At 67.3% G+C, this 18,910-nt stretch carries 14 protein-coding genes and 2 pseudogenes; 11 read left to right on the top strand and 5 right to left on the bottom strand.

From position 1 onward, the window contains the following. Nucleotides 1-114: 114 nt before the first annotated feature. The 4 genes and pseudogenes from AC4D16_RS00965 to AC4D16_RS00950 all read left to right on the top strand — a co-directional run bounded on the left by AC4D16_RS00965 (nucleotide 115) and on the right by AC4D16_RS00950 (nucleotide 6,479). Entirely contained in the window at nucleotides 115-477 is a 363-nt protein-coding gene (locus AC4D16_RS00965; protein WP_490953629.1) for a VOC family protein, read from the top strand. 1,359 nt (nucleotides 478-1,836) lie between these two features. After that, nucleotides 1,837-3,821: pseudogene (locus AC4D16_RS00960) on the top strand (copper-translocating P-type ATPase). A gap of 967 nt (nucleotides 3,822-4,788) precedes the next feature. After that, the gene (locus tag AC4D16_RS00955) at nucleotides 4,789-5,493 is read left to right on the top strand and encodes a DUF305 domain-containing protein (protein WP_490953628.1); all 705 of its coding nucleotides are present in this window, start codon (nucleotides 4,789-4,791) and stop codon (nucleotides 5,491-5,493) included. Between the two features lie 164 nt (nucleotides 5,494-5,657). Continuing rightward, nucleotides 5,658-6,479, top strand: a complete 822-nt coding sequence (locus AC4D16_RS00950; RefSeq protein WP_490954641.1) for a F510_1955 family glycosylhydrolase — start codon at nucleotides 5,658-5,660, stop codon at nucleotides 6,477-6,479. A 36-nt stretch (nucleotides 6,480-6,515) separates the two neighbouring features. On the opposite strand, the gene AC4D16_RS00945 is transcribed toward AC4D16_RS00950, so the two are convergent. From AC4D16_RS00945 to AC4D16_RS00935, 3 genes are all read right to left on the bottom strand, one after another. Continuing rightward, complete coding sequence (locus AC4D16_RS00945; RefSeq protein WP_490953627.1) at nucleotides 6,516-8,090, bottom strand: arsenic transporter; 1,575 nt, start codon at nucleotides 8,088-8,090, stop codon at nucleotides 6,516-6,518. Nucleotides 8,091-8,176: 86 nt separating this feature from the next. Beyond that, nucleotides 8,177-8,599: an arsenate-mycothiol transferase ArsC gene (locus AC4D16_RS00940; RefSeq protein ID WP_490953626.1), complete on the bottom strand. Its 423-nt coding sequence runs from the start codon at nucleotides 8,597-8,599 to the stop codon at nucleotides 8,177-8,179. A 91-nt stretch (nucleotides 8,600-8,690) separates the two neighbouring features. Then, nucleotides 8,691-9,080 (bottom strand): ArsR/SmtB family transcription factor, encoded by a 390-nt coding sequence (locus tag AC4D16_RS00935; protein WP_490953625.1) that lies wholly within the window; start codon nucleotides 9,078-9,080, stop codon nucleotides 8,691-8,693. A 180-nt stretch (nucleotides 9,081-9,260) separates the two neighbouring features. Here AC4D16_RS00935 and AC4D16_RS00930 point away from each other — a divergent pair, with 180 nt between their 5' ends. The 5 genes and pseudogenes from AC4D16_RS00930 to AC4D16_RS00910 all read left to right on the top strand — a co-directional run bounded on the left by AC4D16_RS00930 (nucleotide 9,261) and on the right by AC4D16_RS00910 (nucleotide 13,728). After that, nucleotides 9,261-9,770, top strand: coding sequence for an arsenate reductase ArsC (locus AC4D16_RS00930; RefSeq protein ID WP_490953624.1), 510 nt, complete (start codon nucleotides 9,261-9,263; stop codon nucleotides 9,768-9,770). Nucleotides 9,771-9,801: 31 nt separating this feature from the next. Beyond that, nucleotides 9,802-10,266: pseudogene (locus AC4D16_RS00925) on the top strand (NAD(P)/FAD-dependent oxidoreductase); the annotation flags it as partial. 67 nt (nucleotides 10,267-10,333) lie between these two features. Next, entirely contained in the window at nucleotides 10,334-11,860 is a 1,527-nt protein-coding gene (locus AC4D16_RS00920; RefSeq protein WP_490954640.1) for an FAD-dependent oxidoreductase, read from the top strand. 100 nt (nucleotides 11,861-11,960) lie between these two features. Continuing rightward, nucleotides 11,961-12,605, top strand: coding sequence for an arsenate reductase ArsC (locus AC4D16_RS00915; protein ID WP_490953623.1), 645 nt, complete (start codon nucleotides 11,961-11,963; stop codon nucleotides 12,603-12,605). Nucleotides 12,606-13,437: 832 nt separating this feature from the next. Continuing rightward, nucleotides 13,438-13,728, top strand: a complete 291-nt coding sequence (locus AC4D16_RS00910) for a hypothetical protein (RefSeq protein ID WP_490949308.1) — start codon at nucleotides 13,438-13,440, stop codon at nucleotides 13,726-13,728. Between the two features lie 38 nt (nucleotides 13,729-13,766). Here AC4D16_RS00910 and AC4D16_RS00905 read toward each other — a convergent pair whose 3' ends face one another. Together AC4D16_RS00905 and AC4D16_RS00900 are read right to left on the bottom strand one after the other, a co-directional pair. Further along, entirely contained in the window at nucleotides 13,767-14,273 is a 507-nt protein-coding gene (locus AC4D16_RS00905) for a DUF1990 family protein (protein WP_490953622.1), read from the bottom strand. Nucleotides 14,274-14,345: 72 nt separating this feature from the next. Continuing rightward, nucleotides 14,346-15,902 carry an alpha/beta hydrolase domain-containing protein gene (locus AC4D16_RS00900; protein WP_490953621.1) on the bottom strand — a complete coding sequence of 519 codons (1,557 nt, stop codon included), beginning with the start codon at nucleotides 15,900-15,902 and terminating at the stop codon, nucleotides 14,346-14,348. Between the two features lie 198 nt (nucleotides 15,903-16,100). Here AC4D16_RS00900 and AC4D16_RS00895 point away from each other — a divergent pair, with 198 nt between their 5' ends. Both AC4D16_RS00895 and AC4D16_RS00890 read left to right on the top strand, forming a co-directional pair. Further along, nucleotides 16,101-18,110, top strand: a complete 2,010-nt coding sequence (locus tag AC4D16_RS00895; protein ID WP_490953620.1) for a M3 family metallopeptidase — start codon at nucleotides 16,101-16,103, stop codon at nucleotides 18,108-18,110. A gap of 25 nt (nucleotides 18,111-18,135) precedes the next feature. Further along, complete coding sequence (locus AC4D16_RS00890; RefSeq protein ID WP_490953619.1) at nucleotides 18,136-18,906, top strand: GNAT family N-acetyltransferase; 771 nt, start codon at nucleotides 18,136-18,138, stop codon at nucleotides 18,904-18,906. Nucleotides 18,907-18,910 lie beyond the last annotated feature (4 nt).

The raw sequence follows: 18,910 nt of genomic DNA, 5'->3' as shown, positions 1-18,910 counted from the left end.
GGCTCACGGAACGGCCCTCGCGGCCCCGGCCCCCTCGGTAGCGTCGGAGGCGGGAATCAGAACCGATCCCCGACACCCGAGGGACAGCCGGTCGGCGTCCGCGAGAGGAACATCATGGCCAAGGGAGTAGCAACAGTCTGGGTACCGGTGGAGGACATGCAGCGCGCCGTCGCGTTCTACCGCGACACGCTCGGGTTCGACGTCCGGATGCAGGACACCGACTGGTCCGAGATCGACGCCGGCGGCATGACCATCGGACTCAACGCCCGGGAGAACACCCACGAGGGATCCGGCGGCGGAGCCGTGATCAGCCTTCAGCCCGAGGGATCCATCGAGGACGAACTCGAGCAGATCTCCGGCCGCGGTGGCGCGTCCATCGAGGGCGAGATCAGCGAGTACCCGTGGGGGCGCATCCTCCCCTTCAAGGACAGCGAGGGGAACGACCTGCAGCTCTACTCCCCGCCGAGCGGAGACTGACCCTGGTGGTTCGTCCCTTCCGGCGGACGCCCCTACCGATCGTGCCATTGATGGTCCGGTCGGTCACCGCCGGCTCCGATGGGCGCTGACGCAGGGGCGGTCATCCTCGGGACGGACCGCCTGCTGCTCCGGCGTTGGGGCCCGTGCGATGCAGCACGCCAGCGTGACCTCTGGCTGGAGCGGGATCCGCGCGTCCCCCGCACCGCCGGATCGGCCCCGACGGACGGCCGGCGGTCGCTGGTCACCGTCCGGGCTGCGATGATCGCGGGCTTACCGACCGCGACGGCGCTGGTCTTCGCGGAGTACGAGAGACCTCGAGGGCGACGTAGTGGGTGACGGCCGCGATGGCTCGCCGGAATGGACGTACGGGTCATGGTGATTGCCCTTCCCCTGCCTGCGGGGTGAGCTGTCGGTATCGGATGGGAGTCATCCGGCCGTCCTCCCGGTCCCGCGTGCTGTCCCTGCAGGCGCGGACGCTCCTGCAGGTCCTTGGCACGGAGGCCATGGGACCGGCTCAATTCCGAAGGTTGTTGCCGCAAGGGCGTCTGGAGCGCCTGCGATGGCCCGGTGGATCCCTGGTTCCCTCGTGCCTGCCAACGGCGAGTCACGAGGGGGTGCAGCGGCAGCGCTCGGCATTCTGCACGGGAGTGGGTGCCCGGCGTAATGCCATGAACACTCCCCGAGAACACCCAAGACGAGTTGTGATGCACAGCACCTTGACCAATACCCCTGGGGGGTATAAATTCGGTGCTACCTCAGAAGGTGGTCTCCCAGCCCCTCGGGACGAACGCCGTACAGGTCAACTGCACCGCGTGATGTGAACCGGGCCTCACCAGCACTCACTCGAGGCTCGCTCATTCTTTCAGTGCGGCTACCTCAACACTTCGCGGCTCACCGATTGCGGGAGACCCCATGACTGAGACTGTCAGGACCCCGATAAACCTCACCGACATCAGCGGCACCCAGAACTCCGACGCGAACTCCCCTACAGCAAGGTCGTGTGGGTGCTGCGCGACCCGGCAAGTCACTGCAGCGCTGCCGGCGACTGAGGCCACCGTGTCGGCGGGGCCCCCTCCCCTCGAGGGGGCCGGGGAAAGATCCATCATGAGCAAGAACCAGAACATCAACAACCAGCAGCACCACCCGGCCGAACCGGAATCGACGCACGGCCAGGCGATGCCCGGAAGCCACGCCCATCCGGCGATCTCCGCCAAGGAGCATCCCGATCAACGCCACGACTTCGGCCATCCTGCGGATCACAGCGGGCACGCGCGCGGCAAGGGTCGCGGGGCGGGTCATGGCGCGGATGAGGATCATCAGGTCCACTCCCACGGGGAGCATGCCGGGCACTCGACGGCGATGTTCAAGCACCGGTTCTGGATCAACCTGGTCCTCGCGGTTCCCGTGGTCGCTTTCAGCCATATGTTCACCATGCTCCTGGGGTACCTGCCGCGGGAGTTCCCCGGCTCGACGTGGATCGCTCCGATCCTTGGCACGGTCATCTTTGTCTACGGCGGTGCCCCGTTCCTCAAAGGCGGTTTGACAGAACTGAAGTCCCGGCAGCTGGGCATGATGCTGCTGATCGCGATGGCGATCAGCGTCGCCTTCATCGCCTCCTGGATCACGACCCTTGGCATCGGTGATTTCGACCTGGACTTCTGGTAGGAGCTCGCCCTGCTGTCGTCATCATGCTCCTCGGTCACTGGATGGAGATGCGGGCCCTCGGCTCCGTCGCCGGCGCCCTGGACGCCCTGGCAGCACTGCTCCCCGACGAGGCCGACGGAGTGACCGGCACTGGCGCCGAAACAGGCGTCGAAACCGTGCCCGTCAGTGCCTTGGTCATCGGTGATGTCGTGCTCGTACGCTCTGGCGCCCGGGTTCCCGCGGACGGGCAGATCGTCGACGGTGTCGCCGAGTTTGACGAGTCGATGATCACCGGCGAATCACGCACTGTTTCCCGCTCCATCGGCGAGACCGTCGTAGCCGGCACGGTCGCCACAGATAACGCAGTCCGCGTGCAAGTGAACGCCGTCGGGTCCGAGACCACTCTGGCCGGGATCAAGCGTCTGGTCGCCGAAGCCCAGGCGTCCTCCTCGAGGGCTCCGGCTCTCGCGGACCGGGCCGCGGCACTGCTGTTCTACTTCGCACTCGGCGCCGGCATCCTGACCTTCATCACGTGGATGCTCCTCGGCAGCCCGGATGATGCGGTGATCCGTACCGTCACCGTCCTGGTGATCGCCTGCCCCCACGCCCTCGGACTGGCAATCCCCCTGGTCATCGCCATCTCGACCGAGCGCGCTGCGAAGGCCAGGGTCCTGATCAAGAACCGGATCGCCCTGGAACGCATGCGGACCATCGACCTCGTCCTGTTCGACAAGACCGGCACCCTCACCGAGGGCAAACACGCAGTCACCGCAACCACCACCATCACCGGTGTCAGGGAGGCTGAACTCCTGGCCCTGGCCGGAGCCGCGGAAGCCGACAGTGAACACCCGGTCGCCCGCGCCATCGTCACCGCAGCACACACCAACCGCGCCGCAGCAGAACTCTCCTACACCGGGACCGGATTCAGTTCCATGACCGGACGCGGTGTCCGGGCAACCGTCAATGGCCACCAGGTGGCCGTCGGTGGACCGAACATGCTCGCAGAGCTCGGCCTCACCACCCCCGCAGATATTGCTGGGACGGTGCAGGAATGGGTGGGCCGTGGTGCCTCTGTGCTCCACGTCATCCGCGGCGGCTCGGTCATCGGCGCGGTCAGGCTCGAGGACAAAGTCCGCGAGGAATCCCGGGCAGCGGTGAAGGCGTTGCAGGCCCGCGGGGTGAAAGTAGCGATGATCACCGGTGACGCACGCCAGGTCGCCGACATCGTCGGCAAGGAACTAGGAATCGATGAGGTGTTCGCGGACGTCCTGCCGCAGGACAAGGACACCGAAGTCACGGAGCTGCAGGCCCGCGGCTTGAAAGTCGCGATGGTCGGCGACGGCGTGAACGACGCCCCTGCCCTGGCCCGCGCCGAGGTCGGCATCGCTATCGGTGCCGGCACGGACGTGGCCATGGAGTCGGCCGGCGTGGTCCTGGCCGGGAATGACCCGAGGGCGGTACTGGCTCTGATCGACCTGTCCCGGGCGAGCTACCGCACGATGATCCAGAACCTGATCTGGGCCTCCGGGTACAACGTGCTCGCTGTCCCCCTGGCCGCAGGGGTGCTGGCGTTCGCGGGGATCCTGCTCTCCCCCGCCGCCGGCGCGGTCCTGATGAGTGTGTCGACGATCGTGGTGGCGCTGAACGCGCAGCTGCTGCGCCGGATCGACCTCAGCCCGGAACGGGTCAGCTCAGACTGAGATCGCCGCCGCTTGGAGGTACCCCCCCCCGGGAGCATCGAACCTGCTCGACGATCTGTTCGTTGATCAGGTTCGGTGCTCGTAGCGGCACTGGTTACGCTGGACGCCCAGGCACGAAGGCGGAACCTACCGGCGTCGCTCGGTCACCCCTCCATCGCCGTATATGTCGGGAAGCCGCGTGAAGCACAGCCACGACAGCAACGACAGCAACAAGGGAAGGACGGTGAGAGTGGTGAGAGCTGGAATCAGCTACGGACCGCGTCCTCTCGCACCGCTCCGCACGCCCCTAACTTCCCTGCTTGCTGCCCTGCTCTCATTCGTCGGCCTGACAGCTGTGATCGTCGGGATCCTCGCCATGCACGTTTGGCTGGGTGGACACGGGGCAACAACCCATCACAGCGCGATCGCCCCGACGGTGGGCACCACGACGGTCAGCTCCACCCCCGCCTCTGCAGCAGGGTCTTCAGCAGGGTCTTCAGCGGCCTCTGCCGGCCATGCACATGACCATTCGGCGACCCAGCTGTTGCCCGCGCTGACCCAGTTGGCCGGTGATCACACCGATCAGGAAGTGCTCGCAGGGTGCGGTGCGGACTGCGCGGACGAGATGGCGCTGAGCATGTGTGTGCTGGCCATGGTCCTCGTCGGTATCGCCTGGCTCCTCACCCCGACCGGGCGAGCCCTCACGTCCTCGCTGCTGCGTCGCGGACCACCCCCGGCGTACTGGGCATCCCGACCAGCTCCCACCCCCTCACTGACTCAACTCTGCATCAGTCGCACGTAGAATCCGCGGCCTGCACCCCGGCATGACCGGTGGCAGGGCCAGTTCTCTCGCGTGTCCGCACCCTCGACGTGTCGACCTGAATCGACCCGGTCCGACGGCGTAGCCGGCACTGCCTCGCCCCTTGGCCCTGTCCGGGGTGAGCGACTGACACAACACCCACTGTGAGCTCCGAAGGATCTGACCATCATGAAGCGTTACTTCTCCATTGCCGCCCTGAGCCTCGCCACGGCCCTCACCCTCTCTGCCTGCGGCACAGACTCGGGCACCAGCACCAGCACCAGCACCGCCACGACCAGCACCCAAGCTGCTGCTCCTGCCTCAAGCGCAGCTGCTGAAGCGTCACCCTCCGCTGACGCGTCAGCGACCCCCGGCTCGGAGGCTGTGTCTGAGGAGCACAACGACGCGGACGTGATGTTCGCGCAGATGATGATTCCCCATCACAAGCAGGCCGTGGAGATGAGCGACATGATGCTCGCCAAGGACGGCATCAGTTCCGACACCATCAACCTCGCAACGAGGATCAAGGATGCCCAAGGCCCCGAGATCGAGACCATGACCGGTTGGCTCGAGGCCTGGGGTGAGCCCATGGAGCCCGGAGGCGGCATGGAAGGCCACGACATGGGCGACATGGGATCCGAGTCTGAATCCATGGGCAGCATGGAGGGAATGATGAGCGAGGACCAGATGTCCGACCTCGAATCCGCCGAAGGCACCGAAGCATCGCGCATGTTCCTGGAGTCCATGACAGCCCACCACGAGGGCGCGATCGACATGGCGCACACCGAGATCGAAGACGGCGAAAGCCCTGAAGCGATCGAACTGGCGGAAACCATCGTCACCACCCAGCAAGCCGACATTGACGAGATGAAGGAGCTCCTCGCGGGCCTCTGACCTCACGCCAGCAACACCACGCAATCCACCCCTTGGACCCGCTCCGTAAGGACCGCGTCCAAGGGCTGTGATTGCTCTCTGACAGGTGCCGGTGTGGGGGCCCCGTCCCCTCCATACCGGCACCGTTCCGGCCACTCACCGAGCCCTCGATCGCCGCCCTCGCCGTGCTGCTCGGCGCCTGCGCCACCCCAGTCTCGACCTCCCTGGACACACCAGCGGATGCACCGGCGGCGCCCGCGCCAGCGGCGGGCTACCCGTCCGGTCACATTCATGGCATGAGCGTCGACCCTGGTACCAATCGCATCCTGCTCGCCACCCACGACGGACTCTTCGACGTCACCCATTTGCCGGCCCGACAGGTCGGCCCGACGATCGACCTCATGGGATTCACCAGCACCAGCGACGGCACCCTCTACGCCTCGGGTCATCCAGGACCCGGCACGGATCTCCCCGACCCTGTCGGTCTCATCACCAGCACTGATGACGGCCGCACCTGGGAACCCGTGTCACGGCAGGGCGAGACGGACTTTCATGCCCTCCCCGCAACCAGCGACGGACTCATCAGGCATGACGGACACATCATCACCAGCCCCGACGGTCGCACCTGGACCGTCACAGCTGAGACCTCGCCCGCCTACAGCCTCGCCGGCGCCGGCAACAACACGGTCCTGGCTACCACCGAGAGAGGCCTCTACCGGTCCGAGGACAGCGGAACCACGTGGGCGCCCGTTACGACCGCGCCCTTGCTGATCTTCACGACCTTCGCCGGTGAGACAGCGGTCGGTGTCACCCCTGACGGATCAATTCACGTCAGCGCTGATGCCGGTCTCACCTGGGAAGAAGGCGGTGCCATCGAAGGAGAACCTGCAGCGATCGCCGCGGCGCAGACCGACAATGACGGCCACCGCATCTGGGTAGCCACCGCCGAAGGAATCGAGGTCTCACGTGATGACGGGGAGACCTTCGCACCGCTCACTACACCGTGATCCCCTGTGATGGTGTCTACGGAGCAGCTTCCCTACTCAGACCCCGACGACGGTGAGCCAGCCAGCCAGGGCCAGAAGGGTGATGACCAGGACCGGGATGGTCAGGACGATGCCGGTGCGGAAGTACTGGCCCCAACCGATGTGGATGCCCTTACGATCCAGGACGTGCAGCCACAACAGCGTCGCGAGGCTGCCGATCGGCGTGATCTTCGGGCCGAGGTCGGAGCCGATGACATTGGCGTAGATCATTGCTTCCTGCGTCAGGCCGGTGGCTCCCGCTGCGCCGATGGCGAGGGAGGCGATGAGAACGGTGGGCATGTTGTTCATCAGGGAGGCGAGGACCGCGACGATGACGCCGACCCCAAGTGCGGTGATGAGCACACCGTTGTTGCTGATGGCAGAGAACACGCCGGCGAGTTCATCGGTAAGGCCTTGGTTCCGCAGCCCGTAGACGACCAGGTACATGCCGATGGAGAACAGGACGATCTGCCAGGGCGCTTCCCGCAGGATCCGGGGTACCGAGATCCGTCCGTCCGGGAGGACCGCCATACCGCCACCAGCTGAGGAGAGTGGTGCGTCGTCGGCGTCCGCATGGGAGGTCTCTATGTCGGCTGTGGAGTGAGCGCCGTTCCCGGTGCTCCCGGTGCCACTGGTGGAGCGGTGAGCTGCACCGACGGTTTCGTGGTCGAGGTCCGCTGCCCGATCATCAGTATCAGTTCCGGACGTGGCTGCCTGCGTTGTCGCCGGAGCTACCACTGAGGCTGCTACTGGGACTGTGCTTCGGGGGAAGAGGAACGCGGGTTTACGGGATGCGACGAGCATGAGGACCACGGCGCCCACTCCGGCCACGGCCGAGAGGGGGATGTTCAGTGGATCCGCGGCGAAGTAGCCGAGGAGCAGGACCCCGAGGATCACCCAACCGGTCTTGAACGTCAGGGGGTCCGCAATCGCTGACCTGGGTGTCCCGAGGACGCTCATGTCGTAGGTGCGTGGGATGACCTTGCGGAAGAACAGCAGCAGGACACCGAGACTAGCAGCGACGGACACGATACCCACGGGGACCATGACGGCGGCGTACCGGGCGAAGCTGATGTCGAAGAAGTCTGCGGTGACGATGTTGACGAGGTTGGACACGACCAGGGGCAGGCTGCCGGCGTCGGCGATGAACCCGCAGGCTATGACGAACCCGAGGGACGCCTTGGCCGGGAACTTCAGGGCCAGGAGCATCTGGATGACGATCGGGGTGAGGATCAGCGCTGCGCCGTCGTTCGCGAACACGGCCGCGATCGCGGCGCCGAGCAGCACGATGAGCGTGAACAGGAGCCGCCCGTTACCCCGCCCCCACCGGGCCACGTGCAGTGCTGCCCAGGTGAAGAACCCCGACTCGTCGAGGATCAGCGAGATGATGACGATCGCGACGAACGCGAAAGTCGCGTTCCACACGATGTCCCAGACCACCGGTATGTCCGACAGGCTCACCACTGTGGTGACCAAAGCCAGGGCAGCGCCGCCGAGGGCGGACCAACCGATGCCAAGGCCTTTGGGTTGCCAGATGACCAGGGTCAGGGTGGCGAGGAAGATCAGAACAGCGACCACGGTCATGGCAGTCATAGCAGCAGGGCTCCTAACAGGAGGGCAGGAAGAATCGCACCGGTGAACTCATGGGTGAGCTCACCGATGAGGAGGCGCTGGTGGGCTCAGCGGGTGGTGAGGGTGGTGTGAAGCGTGGTGACGCGCTCGAGGATGTCATCGCGGACCAGGCGCATCCGTCCGATGCCGCCGATTCCGCGTGCACTGGGCTCGTCGGTCTCCCACCGCTCGTACAGGGTGCCCTCGACCTCGTCGACCTGCGCTTCGGCGCCGAGGAGGACGACAACGTCCGCCTGCTCCTGATCCTCGATCGTGATCTGCCGGGGGACGTTCTGGCTGATGTCGACCCCGATCTCGGCCAACACCTCAGCTGAGAGGCCGTTGATCGCGGACCCGGGCTTGGAACCGGCCGAGGCTGTGGTCACGGAGCCCTCGGCGACCTTGTCCATCAGGCCGGCAGCCATCTGCGACTTCCCACCGTTCTTTACGCATACGAACAGGACAGCGGGCTTATCGGCCTTGAAACTCATAGGGGCACTCACTTCTTCTGGTCTGACGGGCGGAAAGCAGGGAGCAGGCAAGGCCTAGCAGAACCGGGCAGGACCCGGAGGGCTGTGGGGTTTATCTGCGTTCGGCGAGGACGCCGGCGAGAGCATCCAGAGCACCGGGCACGATGGAGAAGTACGCCCACACGCCGCGCTTCTCGCGGTGCAGGATCCCGGCGTCGACGAGGATCTTCAGGTGATGGGACACCGTGGGCTGCCCGAGGTTCAGCGGTCCGGTGAGGTCACAGACGCACGCCTCGTTCTCGGCGCTGGCCGAGATGAGGGACACCAGGCGCAATCGGTTCGGGTCGGCGATCGCCTTGAACTGTTTGGATAGCTCGTCAGCGCGCTGCGCGCTCATTGCCGGCGTCCCGGACGGTACGCAGCATCGGCCCTCATCAGCCACCTCAGTGGTCGCCAGGTCCGTATCTGCCGCCAAGATTCGAGGTTCGGAGATCGTCGTCATGCCCCCAGCATACCTGCACATTGACAACCATCGATATCAATCCGCATACTCAATATCGAAGCCAGTCAATCTCTTCCGGGTGCTCGTACAGGCGAGTACCCGGTAGCTGTTCGACTCCGCTACACCATTCACGAGGCCTGCCCGAAGCACCGGGACAGCGCGAAGACCGAAGGATTCCCCATGACCACCGAAACAGCCGCTGGAGCAGCAGAGAGCATCCCTGGGACGTCCTCTGAGACGAACGCGACGGACACCCCAACTGGGAAGAAGCCGTCGGTCCTGTTCGTCTGTGTTCACAATGCAGGTAGGTCCCAGATGGCGGCCGCGTACCTGAATCACCTCTCCGAAGGCCGTATCGAGGTCCTGTCCGCAGGCTCCCAGCCCGCCGACCAGATCAACCCCTCAGCGGTCGAGGCGATGAAGGAGGAGGGCATCGACATCACCGCCGAAACCCCGAAGATCCTCACCACCGAAGCAGTCAAGGCGTCCGACGTCGTCGTGACGATGGGCTGCGGAGACGAGTGCCCGTACTTTCCGGGCAAGAGGTACGAGGACTGGGTCCTCGAGGATCCTGCAGGGAAGGGCGTCGAGTCCGTCCGCCCGATCCGCGACGAGATCAAGGGCCGCATCCAGCAGCTCATCAGCGAACTCCTGCCCACCGGTGCCGGTACAGGTACGCAGAGCACCTGACCCTCAGCCTTTCCCGTTCGTCACTTCCAGGATTCGAAAGGCGCGCATCATGACAGACCTGCGGCAGGAGAAAATCACCATTGTGGGATCCGGCCCCGAAAAGATCCGCTTCGAGTACGCCAGCGCGATCACCGTGATCCACGGGGACGCAAAAGTCACCGGCGCCACCCTCACCAACGCCATCGCCGGGGACGACCGGGAATTGGCTCCCACAGGGATCTTCGTGGCCATCGGGCACCTGCCCCGCACCGACCTCGTCCAGGACCAGGTCATCCTCGACGCCGAGGGTCACATCGTCATCGACGCACCCACCACCCTGACGAACTTCTCCAGTGTCTTCGCCCGCGGCGACGCCGTCGACCACCGCTACCGGCAAGCCGACACCGCCGCAGGCTCCGGATGCGCCGCAGCCCTGCACGCCGAACGCTACCTCGCAGCTCTCGAGGACGCCCCCAGCATCGCTACCGCCTTCATCGAGGAGAACGCCCATGTCTGACACCACCACCAGCACCCTCACCGCATCAGTCGCCACATCGGCGGACACGACGGGCGCCGGCGACATCATGCATCTGCCGGTTGCCGTGATCGGCGCCGGACCGATCGGGCTATCAGCGGCCGCGCATCTCCTCGAGCAGGGCCTGACCCCGATCGTGTTCGAGCAGGGAGACAGCGTCGGGACAGCCGTCCGACAGTGGGCGCACATCCGTCTGTTCTCGCCCTGGCAGTACAACATCGACCCCGCAGCCCGGCGGCTTTTGGAAGCCACCGGTTGGGTCGAGCCACGCCCAACCGCACTGCCGTACGGGCGGGAACTGGTCGAGTCCTACCTCGAGCCCCTCGCCGCCCTCCCCGCCATCGAGGAAACTCTGCACCTCGAAAGCCGTGTCACCGCGGTCACCCGCATCGGAATGGACAAGACCCGCACCAAAGGCCGCGACACCACCCCCTTCCTCGTTCGCGTCAGCGGCCCCGAGGGCACCGTCGATCACCTCGTGCGCGCCGTCATCGACGCCTCCGGCACTTGGAGCCAGCCCAACCCCCTCGGCCAAGCCGGGCTGAAGGCTTCGGGTGAAGGCAAGGCAGCCCGATTCATCACCAAGCCGTTGCCCGACGTCGTCGGCACCGAACGCGACCGCTTCGCCGGAAAGACCGTGATGGTCGTCGGCGCCGGCCACTCGGCCGCGAACACCCTCATCAACCTCGGCCAGGTCGCGAAGAACGAGCCCGGTACCCGCGTCCGCTGGGCCGTCCGCGGGAGCGGCTCTGCCCAGAAGCTCTACGGCGGCGGGGACCTCGACGGCCTGCCCGCCCGCGGCGCTCTCGGCAGCCGACTCAAGACCCTCGTGGGCGACGGCGTGATCGAGCTCGTCACGAACTTCACCATCACGAACCTCGATACGACCGATACGGGCCTGGCCGTGACTGCGTCGACGCCGGACGGACCCCGCACCATCGACGTCGACGTCCTCGTGCCCGCCACCGGGTTTCGACCGAACCTCGACATCCTGCGCGAACTCCGCCTGGAACTCGACCCCGCGGTCGAGGCACCGCGCGCGCTCGGGCCCCTCATCGACCCGGAATTTCACTCCTGCGGAACAGTCCCCGCCCACGGCGCCGACGTCCTCGCTCACCCGGAGAAGGACTTCTACCTCGTCGGGATGAAGTCCTATGGACGCGCACCGACGTTCCTTCTCGCCACCGGATACGAACAGGTCCGATCCGTGACCGCCGCGATCGCCGGCGACCTCGAGGCCGCCTCCCGTCTCCAGCTCGAACTCCCCGAAACCGGGGTCTGCAGCACCGATCTCGGCGGTTCCTGCGATACCTCCGCCGTGACCTCAACTGACTCCCAGGGTGCTGCGTCGACCTGCGGGACCGGGATCAGCGCTGATGTTTCCTGCGGGACCGACACACCAGAGAGCGGTAACACCTGTGATGTCCCTGATGCCGATGACGTCGTTGAAGCCGAGACGGCCGGTGGTGCTGATGCGGGAAGCTGCTGCTCGGCCCCGCAGCTGGTTTCCGTCGGCATCCCCCTCGGCTTTTCCACCGGCACAGTTCACGGCCGATCCGGCGACCCGGACTACTGATCAAGACCGCTTGGCTGGGTGGGGTCGGCGCACGAACGTCGATCAAGACCCGGTTGGCGATCCCGCCTGCCGGCCAGCGCACCAGGTAAGGACGAACATCATGAGCACGTCACCGACCGCCGACGCCCCCACGGGCGCGCACGAGCACGTCCTGCAGCGCATCTACGAGGAACTGGCCGCGACCTTCGACGGGCTGTTCGGACCCGAGATGGTCGAACGCTACGTCTTCGAGTCCTACACGGCCCTGGCCCGCACAGCGAAGATCAAGACCTACCTCCCGGTCATCACCCGCCGCTACGCCGTCGACCGGCTCAACGCCCTCGCCCACGCGCAGGGCAAGCGTCCCAGCGGCGTCCCAGAAGTCCTCTTCGTCTGCGTCCAGAATGCAGGCCGCTCCCAGATGGCCGCCGCCCTCCTCAAGGACCTCACCCAAGGCGCAGTGAACCTCCGCTCCGCGGGGTCCATGCCGGCCGAGCAGCTCGACGAGAACGTCGTGACGGCCATGAAGGAGATCGGGCTCGACCTCGACGAACAGTTTCCCAAACCGCTCACCGACGACGTCGTCCGGGCAGCCGACGTCGTCATCACCATGGGCTGCGGACATACCTGCCCCATCTACCCAGGGAAGAAGTACGAGGACTGGAACATCAGCGACCCCGCCGCCATGGACCTCGCAGGCGTACGCTCCATCCGCGATGCATTGAAAACCCGGGTTTCGAACCTCGCTTCGCAGCTCATGAGCTGACCGCTGGTCCTCATTGGACTGACGTCTCGTTGCAGGGCGTGGTGCAACTCACCGCGACACATCGTGTGGGACCTCTGATGGCACGCATACGGTTCGGCTTTCCGGAGGACACAAGGGTAGGAACGACGCAGCTCACCCGGCGCTGTCATGAGGACATAGCGGGACTGCACGAGGGCCGCTGTCCTAGGCGTCACCGCGGGATTGTGCATCAGGTGCCGGTTCCTGATCTCTTCCACGGCCCCGCTCGTGTCCTTCGCCGGCAAGGAGCACCCCCGCGACATGACCTTTCACGCGGCAGCCTGGGCATCGATCACGTCGCTCTTGACGGAGCGGCTCCGTACCGAGGCATCGCTCCACCGAACCCCGCGGCGTCATGAATCTTCGAGTGGGTGTCCACGCCGACGGTGCTTGTCCCGACAGGCTGTTCCACGGCATCGACGTAGCGGAGTTCGCGGACGCGTCACGGTCCAGCATTCCCCTCCTTCCCCTGTCTCCCCGCCCGGAAGCATGGCAGGGTCGCAACATGGGCGCATCCGGTGCAGGGAGACGGTCACGACTCACGGTGCCGGGCGGAACGGTGCTCGCGCTGATGCTGACCGGCTGTCAGCCGTTCGCCGGATTGGCCTGCCCCGCTGTCGGCTGGATCAACGTGGTCGAGATCAGGCTGGACGGTCCCGAGGACGACGTCGGGCGGGTTGCCTGGGTTCAACTCTGCGACGACCGCGGCTGCTCCACGCCGGCGGCTCCGCCGTCTCGTTCGGCAGCACCGCCGTCTCCCCCGGGTGTGGGCCCACCACCACCGCCGTCCCCACCCGCGTCATCCAGACCTTCTGTGACTGATCTCCCTGGGCCGTCCGCCCTCCCCACCGACACTCCGACGTTCGCGTCCGGGCCGGAGATGCCGGTGGTGCCGGACTACTGGACGGAGCCGGACGGGGACGGGCGCTGGAGGGTGCAGGTCGGCATGTCCACCCCCGACACCGTGACGGTCCGGGCCTTCGCCGCGGAGTCCGCCGTCCTCGCGGAGTCGACGGTGGATCTGACGTGGAAGCGGGTCGGAGGGTCGGAGGCGTGCGGCGGACCGATGGCCACCGAACCGCTCGGCCTGGCCATCCCCGGCTAGAGCGCCGACCCTCCGCCCGGCGTGCTGCTGAAGATCTGTCAATCCCTCAGCGCGCGTAGGTACCGTCTGCGCACGACGCGCTGAGCGACGAGGATCAGCGGGAAGACCGCCCGCCACGGCTGCGACGAAGAGGCACGCGTGAGAGACCGGACCGTGATGAAGACCGTGTCACCGTCCCGATGCACGATGAATGCCTCTTCCCCGCGCACAGGGTGCCCCGGCCGCGTCCGGTAGGAGAAACCGATCCTGTCCGGTTGCTCCACGACGGCAACCACCTCGACCGGTTCCGCCACGGTCAGACCGAGCAGGGTCGCGGTGACGGTGAGCCGCTCTCGCGGGACGACCGGCCCCGAGCTGCGCACGGAGAAGCCGCTGCGGGTCTTCACCGCCCAGCGCAGCACCTCTGCTCCGGTCCGTTGCCAGGTCGACTCGCCATGGCCGATGACGGCTGTCACCTCGGACCTGCGGAACGCACGATCGGTGGGTGGCCACAGCGGCTGATCCGGAGCGGTGGTCGCTCCGCCTGGGCTCACGCTGCCGCTCATACATCAGAATGTAGCCGACGGCAGAGGCCCCCGCCGGAGCGAGGGCCTCCACCGTTCAGGACGATCGCCGGATCAGGGGATGTCGCTCCGGGCGGCGTCCCGCTGCAGCTCTCGGGCGTCGTAGTCGGTCAGGAAGCCCTGCCGCTCGAGCGTCCGGGCGCTCTCCTTCACGGCCTTCACGTACGCGCCGTGGTTGCGGTACAGGCCGTCGATGACGTCCTGGGACAGCGGCCGCTCGTAGCCCGCGATGAAGCAGAACGAGGCGCCCGTCGCCGTGCCGAACCAGGTGCTGGTCGGCGCATCGAGGAAGGGCGAGCGGATGCCGCCCTGCACGTTGCCGAAGGCGTCGAGCACGGGAGCCCCGCCGCGCACGAGGATCGGCTCCGCGCGAGGAGGTGCGATCCCCTCCCTCACCCACAGGTCCAGGTTGCGGAGAGCGGCGTTGAAGAAGATGGAGCTCGGGAACCTGCTGCGCGGCCCCTCGTTACAGGAGGCCGGCGGTACGTCGCGGTCCGCCGCGAGGATGTCCGCGGAGGACGCCGAGAACGTCAGCTCGTCGGGCGTGGCGTGCCCGGCGCCCGCCATCTCGTAGTGCCGGTACTGGTCGCCGGGTGCGTCGCTGTCGGGACGGCGTGAGCCGATGCCGAGCAGGTAGTCGGACTGCGACATCAGGCGCATGATCGGCACCCCGACGTCCTCGAACTGACGGCGCTCGTCCGTGGCCGGCGGGGCGGGCTCGCACTGGTTCATCGGGTAGGCGCCGGCGAACGCACCGCCGGCCACGGCGACGAGGTACGCGTCGTAGATCGGCTCACCGTCGGACTGCACCACGAGGGGGTGCACACCGTTGATGTAGTTCACGAGGTAGCCGCCGGTCTGCGAGTAGCCGAAGCCGTAGGCGTGCTCCACGCGGGTGGTGGGCGATCCGTACCGGAGCGGGTTCGCGGCGTCGTCGCTCTTGAGCCACGCGCCGACCTGCGAGTAGATGTCCCAGATCAAGCCGTTCTCGGTGGTGCGGGAGGAATCCGCAGCAACCGTGGCGCAGTTCCGTGGGTCGGTGAGCGGCAGCGGGTTGGCGAAGGAGAGCGATGCGTACCGCTCGGGGTCGAAGTTCTTGAGCGCGTCGACCGCGATCGGCTTCGCCGTGATCCCCACCCAGGCGTCGCCGTTCGCGACGATCTGCTCCTGGGCTACCGCCCAGCCGATGTTGAGATCGAAGAGGTTGCTCGGGTTGAGCATCTCGACCACCACGTTGCCGCTGAACTTCTGGCCCTTCGCGGGTTTCCGCACGAGCACGCGGGTGGTGTAGGGGGCGTCGGCGGTGCGGATCTGTGCAGCGCCCGGCGCGGGCCAGGTGTAGACGTTCGAGGTACCGCTGACGAGGAATTCCTCCTCCACGTACCCGAGCGCCCCGAGGTCCTGCGGGACTTCCTGGTGGTCGGCCGCGCCGAAGGGATAGGAGTCGGCGGTGCTCGCCAGCGGCCCCTCCACGACAGGGATCGGTGTGGTCGCCGCAGCTGCGTTCGGGGCGGGCGGCGTAGGGGCCTTCGCGGCCGCGGGGACCGCGGACGCACCCAGCCCGGTGACGGCCAGGGTCATGCACAAGAGGACGGACAGGCGGGATCTCATCGATGCTCCTTCTCGACGCCGGGCTGCGCTGCCCGACACGCTCCGCGACACCCGGCTCCTGTGCCGGGCGTCCCCCTGTCAGCGCGGTCCGAGGGACCGCGATCATCAGGTGGCGAAGCATTCCGACAGTAGGTACGCGGCACGAGGAGGGTCAAGGGTGGTGCGGACACGTGCACCAACGTGCAAAAGTTGGTTCCCATGAGCAACCCTTTCCTCGCGCCGAGCACCCTCGACTACCAGCTGCCCCCCTTCGCCGACATCCGTGACGAGCACTACCTCCCGGCGTTCGACGCGGGGATCGAGCAGCACCTCGCCGAGATCGCCGCGATCACCGGCTCCGAGGAGGCACCGACCTTCGACAACACGGTCGTTGCGCTCGAACGTGCGGGCAGCACGCTCGACCGCGTGTCCCGCGTGTTCTTCAGCAACTCCGTCAGTCACGCCACCCCGGCCGTCCAGGACATCGAGCAGCAGATCTCGCCCCGCCTCGCCGAGCACGAGGACAACATCAAGCTCGACCGGGCACTCTTCGAGCGCCTGCGTCAGGTGCCGCTGGACGGGCTCGACGACGAGTCCGCGCGCCTCGTCGACGAGTACCTCCGCTCGTTCGTGCGGGCGGGGGCGGAGCTCGACGACGACGCCCAGGCGACGCTGCGGCGCCTGAACTCCGAGCTCTCGAGCCTCAGCACGGAGTTCTCGCAGAAGCTCCTGAAGGACACGAATGCCTCGGCACTGCTGCTCGACTCCCCCGAGGAGCTCGACGGCCTCTCCGCCGATGCCGTCTCGGCCGCGGCCACCGCGGCGAAGGACGCCGGACACGAGGGCAAGTACCTGCTGACGCTCATCCTCCCCACCGCGCAGCCGGCCCTCGAACAGCTGACGGACCGCGACGTCCGCCGTCGGCTCCACGCGGCGTCCGTCACCCGAGGTGCACGCGGCAACGACGCCGACACCCTGGCGATCGCCGCCCGCATGGCATCCCTGCGCGCCGAACGCGCCGCCCTGCTCGGCTTCGACTCGCATGCCGCGGCGGCGACCGACAGCCAGACCGCGCCGTCGTACGAGGCGATCATGCAGCGCATGCGGGAGCTCGCGGCGCCCGCCGTCCGCAACGCACGCGCCGAGGCGGCCGAGCTGGAAGCGGCGGCGGGTCACCCGATCGAGCCGTGGGACTGGGCGTACTACGCCGCGAAGGTGCGCAAGGCGAAGTTCGACGTCGACCTCGACGCCCTGCGCCCCTACTTCGAACTCGAGCGCGTGCTCCAGGACGGCGTGTTCCACGCGGCGGGCCGGCTGTACGGGCTGACCTTCTCGGAGCGCCCCGACCTCATCGGCTACCACCCCGACGTCCGCGTCTGGGAGGTGTTCAACGAGGACGGCTCGGGGCTCGGGCTCTTCCTCGGCGACTTCTACACCCGCGACACCAAGAGCGGCGGCGCCTGGATGAACTCCTTCGTGGACCAGTCGACGCTCGAGGGGACGCGCGCCGTCGTCATCAACAACCTGAACATCTCCCGGCCGGGGACGGGCGAGCCCACGCTGCTCTCCTACGACCAGGTGGTGACGATGTTCCACGAGTTCGGCCACGCGCTGCACGGGCTCTTCTCGGACGTCACCTACCCGATGTTCGCCGGCACCTCCGTGCCCCGGGACTTCGTCGAATACCCCTCGCAGGTCAACGAGATGTGGATCCTCTGGCCGGAGATCGTCGCGCACTACGCACGCCACCACGAGACGGGCGAGCCGCTCCCCCAGGACGTCATCGACCGCATCCACGCAGCCGGGGCCTGGGGTGAGGGCTTCGAGACCACCGCGTACCTCGGCGCCACCCTGCTCGATCTCGCCTGGCACTCCATCCCCGCCGGGACCGTCGTCGAGGATCCGCTGGCCTTCGAGGCGCGCGCGCTGGCCGAAGCCGGCGTGGACTTCGCCCCGGTGCCGCCGCGGTACCGCACGTCCTACTTCAAGCACATCTTCGCGGGCGGGTACGCGGCGTCCTACTACGCCTACATCTGGAGCGAGATGCTCGATGCCGACACGGTGGAGTGGTTCAAGACCTCCGGCGGCCTGACCCGGGAGAACGGCGACCACTTCCGGCGCGAGCTGCTCGCCCGGGGCAACAGCATCGATCCGCTCGAGGCGTTCCGGCGCTTCCGCGGGCGCGACGCCGAGCTGCAGCCCCTGCTGAAGCGCCGCGGCCTCGCGTGAGTGGTGCCGTGACAGGTGATCTCCCGTGGTGACCATCGCGCAGTGCCAGCGCCTCCAGACCGCCTGGCTCGCCGCCCTCGCGACGGCGACCGGAGGGAAGACGTTCTCGACCCACGGGAACACCTGGGTGTGGCTCCCCGCCCGTCGGGAGCTCGCCATGATGTTCCCGCCGTCGCTCAGCGCGCACTCCGTGCGTCCGGCGCTCGCCGAGGGCATGCGCCTCGGGGCCGCGACCGCGCGTGTGTGGCTGAACGGCGCCGTCGACCCCTCCGCGCTCGGTCCGCTCGGGTTCTCACCCGGCTGGCAGCCCTGGTGGATGGCTGCGCCGGTCTCCGCCGTCGGAGATCCTCGGGGCGAGCACCATGGTGCCGATGGGTCCACGGGCGAACCCGCCGGAGATCGTGCGGAGCGCCGCGCCGTTCTCACGGCCGACGTCCCCGACTACCGCGGGCCGCTGGAGCAGGAACTCCGTGTGGTCCGCTCGCAACCCCGGCAGGCATGGCACGCCGTGACCCGGGATCCTGGCGCCGGGAACATCACCGGCGCCGCCTACTCCTTCTATCCGGCCGGGGTGACGGGCCTGCGCGGACTCGGCGGCATCCATCACCTCGAAGTGCTGCCCGCGTACCAGCGGCGCGGACTGGCCACAGCACTGCTGAGCACGACGGCCCACGCTGCGCAGGAGGCGGGCGCCGAGCACCTGGCCGTCAACGCGACGCCGCAGGGCTACGAGTTCTTCTCGCGACGGGGCTTCACGCTCCTCGGGCGTGGCAGGACCCTCTCGATGGGTCTCTGAGCGG

This window comes from Arthrobacter sp. TJ-236 (assembly GCF_058269235.1).
This window is presented reverse-complemented; position numbering and strand designations above follow the sequence as displayed.